An 8,701-nucleotide genomic window follows, 5' to 3' on the forward strand; every position below is an offset into this window, starting at 1 on the left:
CGCTCGGGTTATATCTAAGCGGCAAGTAAATCCGAAAAAGGAAACAATATGAACTCGATGAGCTTTCTGATCTCGACCGTTTTTGATCTTTACATCATGGTTGTGATCTTGCGTATCTGGCTACAAGCATCACGTGCAGATTTCTACAACCCATTCTCACAATTCATCGTAAAAGCGACACAACCAGTTGTTGCCCCACTGCGCCGAGTTATTCCATCAATCGGCAGCCTAGATCTTGCGACGGTTATTTTTGCTTATGTGCTATGTGTGCTTAAGTTCGTTGCTCTCAACCTGATTATCTCTGGCGGCGCAGCTGTATTCGATATCAGCTTCCTGATCTTTGGTGCACTATCTTTGCTCAAAGCGGCTGGTGGTTTGATCTTCTGGGTTCTACTTATCCGTGCAATCCTTAGCTGGGTTAGCCAAGGCCGTAGCCCAATCGAGTACGTGTTCCATCAACTGACTGAGCCAATGCTAATGCCTATCCGCCGTATCCTACCGGATATGGGTGGCTTCGACTTAAGCGTTCTGGTTCTGTTCATTGTTCTACAGTTTGCGAACTTCCTAATGGGCGACATGATTGGTCCTATTTGGTATCAGCTATAATTCAAGTACGAACATCAGGTACTTTGACGATGCCAAAAGCGGTTTGGGCCGAGGAAAACGATATTCTTCTTAGGCTCTATATCCAACCCAAAGCAAGCCGAGACAAGATTGTTGGCTTGCATGGTGAGGAACTCAAAATTGCCATAACTGCTCCACCAGTAGATGGCAAAGCCAACGCCCACTTAGCGAAATACCTTGCGAAACAGTTTAAGGTCGCAAAAGGGCAAATTAAGATAGAAAAGGGAGATCTCGGTAGGCACAAGCAAGTTCGAATATGCTCGCCAAGCCAAATCCCAACTGAAGTCAAAGCCATCCTATGATGGCTTTTTGCTATTTATTGGAGTCATTATGCGTTTATGGATAACAGCACTACTCACCGCTCTTGTTGCCTTACCAAGCTCAGCAGGGCAATTTAAGAATATTAAGGATGTCGAGGTTCATTACTCGGCTTTTAATTCCACGTTCTTAACTTCGCAAGTCGCTAAGCAATACAAACTTAAGCGAAATGGATACTCAGCAATCCTCAACATCAGCGTGTTAGACAAGGCTTCTCTAGGCAAGCCTGCGACAACGGCTAAAATTACGGGAACAGCGAAGAACCTCGTTGGAAACACCCGTACTTTGAAGTTTCGAGAAATCAAAGAAGGCGATGCGATTTATTACCTTGCTGAGTTCCCCGTAACTCACGAAGAAAACATCACCTTCGACATCGATGTGAACGCAGGCCTAAAAGGCACTGGTCCACTGCGTTTCACACAGAAATTCTATATAGAAGAGTAAGCTCAAACCTTACTTTTCATTTATTAACTTATTTAGAGCTACATTCCCATGAGTAAGATTGTTTTAGCAACAGGCAACCAAGGTAAAGTTCGCGAGATGGCAGATATTCTGTCTGAGTTTGGTTTTGACGTTGTCGCGCAAAGTGAATTTAACGTTTCAGAAGTCGCTGAAACAGGAACGACTTTCATTGAAAATGCCATCATCAAAGCTCGCCACGCAGCGAAAGAAACAGGGCTGCCAGCCATTGCTGACGACTCAGGTTTAGAGGTTGATTACTTAAATGGTGCGCCAGGTATCTATTCAGCGCGTTACTCAGGTGAAGGGGCAACCGATAAGCAGAACATCAAAAAACTATTAGATGCGATGCAAGGTGTCGAAACTGAAAAGCGTACTGCGCGTTTCCACTGTGTGTTGGTGCTAATGCGTCACGAGAATGATCCAACACCTCTAGTGTGTCACGGTAAATGGGAAGGTCGTATTCTTACTGAAGAACACGGTGAGAATGGCTTTGGCTACGATCCTGTGTTCTTTGTACCAGAAGATAACTGCGCCTCAGCAGAGCTTGAATCTTCGCGTAAGAAGCAACTATCACACCGTGGTAAAGCGCTTGCGTCACTATTCAAGACTCTCAAGGAGCAAGCTCTGTAATGCACAATGCAGCGCTAATACCACCCGCACTTAGCCTCTATGTACACATCCCATGGTGTGTACAAAAGTGTCCGTATTGTGATTTTAACTCTCACGCTCTGAAAGCCGAGATCCCTGAAAAAGAGTACATCGATGCACTGCTTGAGGATCTCGATACTGATATCGAAAAATATCAGCTCAATGGTATGCCTCGCCCACTGCATTCGATCTTTATTGGTGGCGGTACCCCAAGCCTGTTTTCTCCTGAAGGAATTGGCCGATTGTTACAAGGCATTGAACAGCGCATCCCGTTCAAACCTGAAATAGAAATCACCATGGAAGCCAACCCGGGAACTATCGAAGCTGAGCGTTTTGCAGGTTACCAAAAGGCAGGCATTACTCGAATCTCGGTGGGTGTGCAAAGTTTTGAGCAAGAGAAACTGGAAAGACTTGGGCGTATTCATGGTCAAGATGAAGCGGTAAATGCTGCTCATTTAGCGCATAAGATTGGATTGAATAGTTTCAATTTAGACTTAATGCACGGCTTACCCGAACAGAGTATTGAACAAGCGTTGGCTGATTTGGATAAAGCGATAGAACTCGACCCTCCGCACTTATCTTGGTATCAGCTAACAATAGAACCTAACACCATGTTCTATTACAAAACACCAACGCTGCCTGATGATGATGACCTTTGGGATATCTTCGACCTAGGCCATAAGAAGCTCGCAGACGCAGGGTATGTGCAGTACGAAATTTCAGGCTACAGCAAGCCGGGATATCAGTGCCAACATAACCTCAACTACTGGCGCTTTGGTGACTATCTAGGTATTGGCTGTGGCTCTCATGGCAAGCTGAGCTTTACAGATGGACGCATTGTTCGTACCACTAAGGTTAAGCACCCTAGAGGCTATTTGGCGGCTTACCAGAATATGGTGAAGCCTTATATTTCGGATGAATTTGAAGTAGCAAACGAAGATCGCCCTTTCGAGTTTTTCATGAACCGTTTCAGGCTGATGGAAGCATGCCCTAAGCAAGATTTCATTGATACGACAGGACTTGGTTTTGACGCTGTTCAGCCAACAATTGAGTGGGCAAAAGAGCTAGGCTACTTGAACGAAACCGACACTCATTGGCAGATCACTGAAAAAGGAAAGCTGTTTCTCAATGATCTGTTAGAAGCCTTTATGGCAGAAGAAGACGAGTAGTTCGAGATTCGAGATTCGAGATTCGAGATTCGAGAAGCATTGCGTAAGGGTTGGCTTTAGGGTCAACCCTTTTTGTTTTATAGCCCTCTCTCGGAGCGAAGCGTTCTATAGGACAACGTCCGTGCTCGAATCTTTCTCTTAGAAAATAGAACGACCAATTCGCTCTGAAAGCAACTCTAGAGCCTTAGTACCTGCGAGCGAGTTGCCAGAAGGATCAAGCTCTGGAGACCACACCGCAATCGTCATTTCGCCAGGAACGATAGCAATAATACCGCCACCAACGCCCGATTTTCCTGGCATACCAACACGGTAGGCAAACTCACCAGCCCCATCGTACAAGCCACACGTCGCAAGCAAAGCATTCAACTGCTTGGTTTGAACTGGCGTGATGATCTCTTTCTTGGTTTGAACCGACACGCCTTTGTTTGCTAAATAGCTAAAGGTTTTTGCCAAATCCACACACGTCATTTTAAGCGCACAAGCGTGGAAGTAGTTATTCAGAACTGGGATAACATCATTCTCAAAATTACCAAATGAACGCATCAAATAAGCAATGGCAGCATTACGATCGCTGTGCATCATTTCTGAAGCCGCTACCACCTTGTCATACACAATATGAGTATCACCCGATAACTGACGCACAAACTCTAACAAGCGGTGCCTAGGCGCAGACAAGCGGCTTTGTAGTAGGTCTGCAACGACAATTGCCCCCGCATTGATGAACGGGTTGCGGGGAATACCATACTCCATCTCAAGCTGAATCATCGAGTTAAAGGCTTGACCAGAAGGCTCTTTGCCTACTCTTTGCCAAATCTCTTCAGGCTTATATAGCACCATAGCTAGCGTCAGGCTCAAGGCTTTAGAAATAGATTGCACAGAAAATGCTTCTTCAGCATCGCCTGCTTTAATCACCTCACCTTCATTGGTGTATACCGCGATCGCCAGTTTCTGGTTCGATACGCGAGCCAGTGCAGGGATATAATCAGCGACCTTTCCCTGTCCAATTAAAGGACGAACTTCGTCTAAGATCTCGGCCAAAATAGCTTGAGTTGGTTTCATGTGCGCTTACTTCTATATTGTTATTTTTGTAGGGGTGTAACATATACCAATCGTAGTAAATAACTGCTCACTCTAGCTTGTTAAAATGCTCGATAACTGCGTTAGAATTTTTGATTGTAGAGTAACTACTTATCGAAAAATGCTGCCTTGTTCTCAAGCCTTTTTCCTACGCTATTTCTGATCACTTACTTACTGTGATTGGTATTACTTTCTGTCGTTAAGCCTTTACTGAAATAAAAGCCTAAGGACAAAAAAGCCAACATTACAATAATGTTGGCTTTAATCAATCCCATAAAGTGTAGGGGTTAAACCCTAAGTCGGATTACCCTTCACTTAATTTGATTCGAAGTTACTTAGTACGCTTGAACTTAATGTCCCAAACACCATGACCTAAACGGTGGCCACGAGCTTCAAACTTAGTTAGCGGGCGCTCATCCGGACGAGGGATGTAATCACCATCTTCAGCGATGTTTTCGAAGCCTGGAGCTACGTTCATCACTTCAATCATATGTTCTGCGTAGTTTTCCCAGTCTGTTGCCATGTGGAAAACACCAGTATCAAGTTGAAGCTTGCCGCGAACCATCTCTGCAAACTCAGCCTTAACGATACGACGTTTATGGTGACGAGCTTTGTGCCATGGGTCAGGGAAGAACAGTTGCAGAGTATGCAGGCTGCTATCTGGGATCATGTGTTCAAATACTTCTACAGCATCGTGACACATTACACGCAGGTTAGTTACGCCAGCATCGCGAGCTGTACCTAAACACGCACCAACACCCGGGCTATGAACTTCAATACCTAAGAAGTTTTTCTCAGGGGCGTTCTTTGCCATTTCAACCAGTGATGCACCCATACCGAAGCCAATCTCTAGTACAACCGGGTTATCGTTGCCAAATACTTCTTTCCAGTTAAGAAGCTCTGGGTTGTAGTCGATACCCATTGTTGGCCAACATTCATTCATCGCGTTCTCTTGGCCTTTTGTTAAGCGGCCTTCGCGGCGAACAAAGCTACGGATCTTACGAACCAGTTTGCCGTCTTCAGTATATTCGTTAGTGGTCACTTCACTCATTGATTTTTGCCTGCACATTGATTAATCAAAGCGGGGATTATCCAAAGAATTGCCTCCGGTGCAAGTCTTTCCGTGGATAAATTCCCACACAATTTGTCTGTTTTACATCCAACGTTAAGTGTGGTGCAATTTCTCTTCTAATAATAGCAAAGCATAGAGCATGTCGTGACTCCTTTCGCAACCGCCATATTAAAGTGGTATGACGCCTACGGGCGTAAAGAATTGCCTTGGCAACAAAACAAAACCGCCTACACCGTTTGGCTATCTGAAATCATGCTTCAGCAGACTCAGGTTGCTACGGTGATTCCATACTACCAACGCTTCTTAGAACGCTTTCCAACGGTTATCGACCTAGCGAACGCCGAACAAGATGAGGTACTCCACTTATGGACAGGGCTTGGTTATTACGCACGAGCTCGCAATCTACATAAAGCAGCCAAGATCGTTGCTGAGCAATATGGTGGTGAATTTCCGCTGTCTATCGAAGAGATGAACGCGCTACCGGGGATTGGTCGCTCAACAGCAGCAGCCGTCTTATCATCGGTTCATAAACTTCCTCATGCGATTCTTGATGGCAATGTAAAACGAACGCTTGCGAGAAGTTTTGCCGTTGAAGGTTGGCCGGGGCAAAAGAAAGTCGAAAACCAGCTTTGGGAACACGCCGAAGCACATACTCCGAACAAAGATGTCGATAAGTACAACCAAGCAATGATGGACATGGGTGCCATGGTTTGTACCCGTAGCAAGCCTAAGTGCACCTTGTGCCCGATTGAAAGCATGTGTGAGGCCAAGAAGCTCGATAGACAGCTCGACTTCCCTGGCAAAAAGCCTAAGAAAGAAAAGCCAGTAAAAGACACATGGTTTGTGATTCTGTATCACGACAACCAAGTGTGGCTCGAACAGCGCCCTCAATCTGGTATCTGGGGCGGATTGTTTTGTTTCCCTCAAAATGAAAACGCAGAGATCGAACATCAACTAGATCTTCGTTCGATCAAAGACACTCAAACCAATTCGATCAAGACCATGATTGCGTTTAGACACACTTTCAGCCACTACCACTTAGATATCACGCCAGTATTAGTGAAATTAGATAAACAACCAGATTTGATAATGGAAGGGGCTAAAGGTCTCTGGTATAACTTATCAAAACCGGAAGAAATTGGCCTAGCCGCTCCTGTAAAGCAGCTTATTGAGAGCCTACCCTTTGAACTGAACGACGACGTTTGAATCAACGAACGCGATAAGAGGAACCACTATGAGCCGCACTGTATTTTGTGCTCGCCTTCAAAAAGATGCTGAAGGCCTAGATTTTCAACTTTACCCAGGTGACTTAGGTAAGCGTATCTTTGACAACGTGTCTAAAGAAGCTTGGGGACAATGGCAAAGCAAGCAAACTATGCTTATCAATGAAAAGAAGCTAAACATGATGGATCCTGAGCATCGTAAACTTCTTGAAACTGAGATGGTTAGCTTCCTTTTTGAAGGTAAAGATGTCGTAATTGATGGCTATACTCCACCAAGCGAATAAGACATTTATTTAAGCAATTTTTAATGACATCATGGTTAACGCTGCGATGTCATTTTTGTATGAGGAACTATGAAAAAGCTAAGTTACTTCCTAACAGCCATGTTATTAACTGGCTGCAGCCGTGAATTTGTCGAAAGCATTTATGATGTCAATTACGAGCCAACCAACCGGTTTGTGAAGAATTTAGCTGAGCTACCCGGACAATTTGAAAAAGATACCGGGGCGCTAGATTCATTAATAGATAGCTTTTCAGGCAACATTCAAAAACGTTGGGGTAGCAGTGAAATCAAGATAGCAGGTAAGAGTAACTATGTGAAATACATAGATAATTACTTAAGTCGTTCAGAAGTGAATTTTAGCCAAGGCCTGATAACGGTGGAAACGGTTTCCTCTACCGAACCGAAAAAACACCTCAAAAATGCGATCATGACGACCCTTTTGACGCCAGATGATCCGGCGCATGTCGATCTATTCTCTTCTAAAAGCATCAAGCTAGAAGGCAAACCTTTCCTCTATAATCAGGTCGTAGACCAAGAAAAAAAGCCCATTCAATGGACTTGGCGAGCGAACCAGTTTGCGGATTACCTGATCGCGAATAACCTAAAAACCAAAGAAGTCGACTTTAAAAAAGCCTACTACGTTGAAATCCCAATGGTGGCCGACCACGCTAGCCAGCGTAGTTATCAATATGCCGACATCGTTCGACGAGCGTCTCAGCGTTATGACATCCCTGAAGATTTAATCTACGCTATCATCAAGACAGAGAGTAGCTTCAACCCGTACGCCGTAAGCTGGGCTAATGCTTATGGTCTTATGCAGGTGGTACCTAAAACCGCTGGTCGAGATGTATTTGAACACGTCAAAAAGAAACCTGGTGAACCAAGCCCTGAGTACTTATTCAATCCAGAAAACAACATTGATGCTGGCACCGCATACTTTTACATCCTTAAAAATCGTTATTTGAAAGACGTAAAAAACCCATTAACGCTTGAATACAGTATGATTTCAGCCTATAACGGCGGTACTGGTGGCGTACTCAATACCTTCAGTAAGGACAGAAAGCGAGCAATGCAAGACTTAAACTCGCTGCAACCGAGCCAAGCCTACTGGGCGCTTACCAAGAAGCATCCAAATAAAGAGTCGCGCCGATACCTCGAAAAAGTAACGCAATTCAAAAAAGAATTTAACCAAGGTAAAACATAACCCTCACTTTTGAATAAAAAAACAACGAACGAACGGTTTTTTTAATTATTTTCAAAAAAGGAGTTGACGGTTATACAGAAAATCCGTTTAATAGCGCTCCGTTGCCCGGATAGCTCAGTCGGTAGAGCAGAGGATTGAAAATCCTCGTGTCGGTGGTTCGATTCCGCCTCCGGGCACCACAATTTGATTTGTTGGTGTCAACACTCTTTAACAGGGAGTAACAACACGGACAAAAGCATAAAGAATTTAGTGTGCCGACTTAGCTCAGTAGGTAGAGCAACTGACTTGTAATCAGTAGGTCACCAGTTCGACTCCGGTAGTCGGCACCATTCTTTTGCCTCGATAGCTCAGTCGGTAGAGCAGCGGATTGAAAATCCGCGTGTCGGTGGTTCGATTCCGCCTCGAGGCACCATTATTTGGTACTTAACAAATAATGGTCTTTATAGACCTGATGTTGAGACAAGTAATTCCCCTTTAGTTCAGTTGGTAGAACGGCGGACTGTTAATCCGTATGTCGCAAGTTCAAGTCTTGCAAGGGGAGCCATTTTTAAAGGACTTCATTTTATATGAGGTTTTAATTGAAGAGTTTAACTCTTTAAGCAAAGAATTTAGTGTGCCGAC

10 protein-coding genes and 4 tRNA genes are annotated in these 8,701 nt (G+C 44.4%); 12 read left to right on the forward strand and 2 right to left on the reverse strand.

The annotated features are described in order from the left end of the window. Nucleotides 1-48: 48 nt before the first annotated feature. From AB4384_RS09470 to hemW, 5 genes are read left to right on the forward strand one after another with little or no spacing between them, the layout of a single operon-like run. Entirely contained in the window at nucleotides 49-606 is a 558-nt protein-coding gene (locus tag AB4384_RS09470) for a YggT family protein (protein WP_102321470.1), read from the forward strand. 29 nt (nucleotides 607-635) lie between these two features. Continuing rightward, the gene (yggU, locus tag AB4384_RS09475; protein ID WP_017062245.1) at nucleotides 636-926 is read left to right on the forward strand and encodes a DUF167 family protein YggU; all 291 of its coding nucleotides are present in this window, start codon (nucleotides 636-638) and stop codon (nucleotides 924-926) included. Nucleotides 927-954: 28 nt separating this feature from the next. Beyond that, a complete protein-coding gene (locus tag AB4384_RS09480; protein WP_017062246.1) occupies nucleotides 955-1,386 on the forward strand; it encodes a DUF4426 domain-containing protein in 432 nt (143 codons plus the stop codon). A gap of 48 nt (nucleotides 1,387-1,434) precedes the next feature. Continuing rightward, on the forward strand, nucleotides 1,435-2,034 hold the full coding sequence (locus tag AB4384_RS09485; protein ID WP_017062247.1) for an XTP/dITP diphosphatase: 600 nt from the start codon (nucleotides 1,435-1,437) through the stop codon (nucleotides 2,032-2,034). Next, nucleotides 2,034-3,221: a radical SAM family heme chaperone HemW gene (gene hemW, locus AB4384_RS09490; protein WP_017071945.1), complete on the forward strand. Its 1,188-nt coding sequence runs from the start codon at nucleotides 2,034-2,036 to the stop codon at nucleotides 3,219-3,221. The genes AB4384_RS09485 and hemW overlap by 1 nt, the downstream gene beginning before the upstream one ends. Before the next feature lie 138 nt (nucleotides 3,222-3,359). On the opposite strand, the gene glsB is transcribed toward hemW, so the two are convergent. Further along, nucleotides 3,360-4,280 carry a glutaminase B gene (gene glsB / locus AB4384_RS09495; protein ID WP_017062249.1) on the reverse strand — a complete coding sequence of 307 codons (921 nt, stop codon included), beginning with the start codon at nucleotides 4,278-4,280 and terminating at the stop codon, nucleotides 3,360-3,362. Between the two features lie 349 nt (nucleotides 4,281-4,629). After that, nucleotides 4,630-5,349: a tRNA (guanosine(46)-N7)-methyltransferase TrmB gene (gene trmB / locus AB4384_RS09500; protein WP_017062250.1), complete on the reverse strand. Its 720-nt coding sequence runs from the start codon at nucleotides 5,347-5,349 to the stop codon at nucleotides 4,630-4,632. A 165-nt stretch (nucleotides 5,350-5,514) separates the two neighbouring features. Here trmB and mutY point away from each other — a divergent pair, with 165 nt between their 5' ends. From mutY to AB4384_RS09535, 7 genes are all read left to right on the forward strand, one after another. Beyond that, nucleotides 5,515-6,576 (forward strand): A/G-specific adenine glycosylase, encoded by a 1,062-nt coding sequence (gene mutY, locus AB4384_RS09505; RefSeq protein ID WP_065584120.1) that lies wholly within the window; start codon nucleotides 5,515-5,517, stop codon nucleotides 6,574-6,576. 28 nt (nucleotides 6,577-6,604) lie between these two features. Beyond that, complete coding sequence (locus AB4384_RS09510) at nucleotides 6,605-6,877, forward strand: oxidative damage protection protein (RefSeq protein ID WP_017071943.1); 273 nt, start codon at nucleotides 6,605-6,607, stop codon at nucleotides 6,875-6,877. A 69-nt stretch (nucleotides 6,878-6,946) separates the two neighbouring features. Beyond that, nucleotides 6,947-8,080, forward strand: a complete 1,134-nt coding sequence (mltC, locus tag AB4384_RS09515; protein WP_017063191.1) for a membrane-bound lytic murein transglycosylase MltC — start codon at nucleotides 6,947-6,949, stop codon at nucleotides 8,078-8,080. A gap of 103 nt (nucleotides 8,081-8,183) precedes the next feature. Beyond that, nucleotides 8,184-8,259, forward strand: a tRNA-Phe gene (locus AB4384_RS09520). Between the two features lie 74 nt (nucleotides 8,260-8,333). Further along, nucleotides 8,334-8,409, forward strand: a tRNA-Thr gene (locus tag AB4384_RS09525). Nucleotides 8,410-8,416: 7 nt separating this feature from the next. Continuing rightward, nucleotides 8,417-8,492, forward strand: a tRNA-Phe gene (locus AB4384_RS09530). 56 nt (nucleotides 8,493-8,548) lie between these two features. After that, a tRNA-Asn gene (locus AB4384_RS09535) sits at nucleotides 8,549-8,624 on the forward strand. Nucleotides 8,625-8,701 lie beyond the last annotated feature (77 nt).

This window comes from Vibrio sp. 10N.261.51.A4, from assembly GCF_041471945.1.
In the GTDB taxonomy this organism is placed as follows: Bacteria; Pseudomonadota; Gammaproteobacteria; order Enterobacterales; family Vibrionaceae; genus Vibrio; species Vibrio crassostreae_C.

What these genes read in the sequence shown, in the direction of transcription:
- AB4384_RS09470 (WP_102321470.1), top strand. Translation starts at nt 49, where the DNA reads ATGAACTCGATGAGCTTTCTGATCTCGACCGTTTTTGATCTTTACATC.
- yggU (WP_017062245.1), top strand. Translation starts at nt 636, where the DNA reads ATGCCAAAAGCGGTTTGGGCCGAGGAAAACGATATTCTTCTTAGGCTC.
- AB4384_RS09480 (WP_017062246.1), top strand. Translation starts at nt 955, where the DNA reads ATGCGTTTATGGATAACAGCACTACTCACCGCTCTTGTTGCCTTACCA.
- AB4384_RS09485 (WP_017062247.1), top strand. Translation starts at nt 1,435, where the DNA reads ATGAGTAAGATTGTTTTAGCAACAGGCAACCAAGGTAAAGTTCGCGAG.
- hemW (WP_017071945.1), top strand. Translation starts at nt 2,034, where the DNA reads ATGCACAATGCAGCGCTAATACCACCCGCACTTAGCCTCTATGTACAC.
- glsB (WP_017062249.1), bottom strand. Translation starts at nt 4,280, where the DNA reads ATGAAACCAACTCAAGCTATTTTGGCCGAGATCTTAGACGAAGTTCGT.
- trmB (WP_017062250.1), bottom strand. Translation starts at nt 5,349, where the DNA reads ATGAGTGAAGTGACCACTAACGAATATACTGAAGACGGCAAACTGGTT.
- AB4384_RS09510 (WP_017071943.1), top strand. Translation starts at nt 6,605, where the DNA reads ATGAGCCGCACTGTATTTTGTGCTCGCCTTCAAAAAGATGCTGAAGGC.
- mltC (WP_017063191.1), top strand. Translation starts at nt 6,947, where the DNA reads ATGAAAAAGCTAAGTTACTTCCTAACAGCCATGTTATTAACTGGCTGC.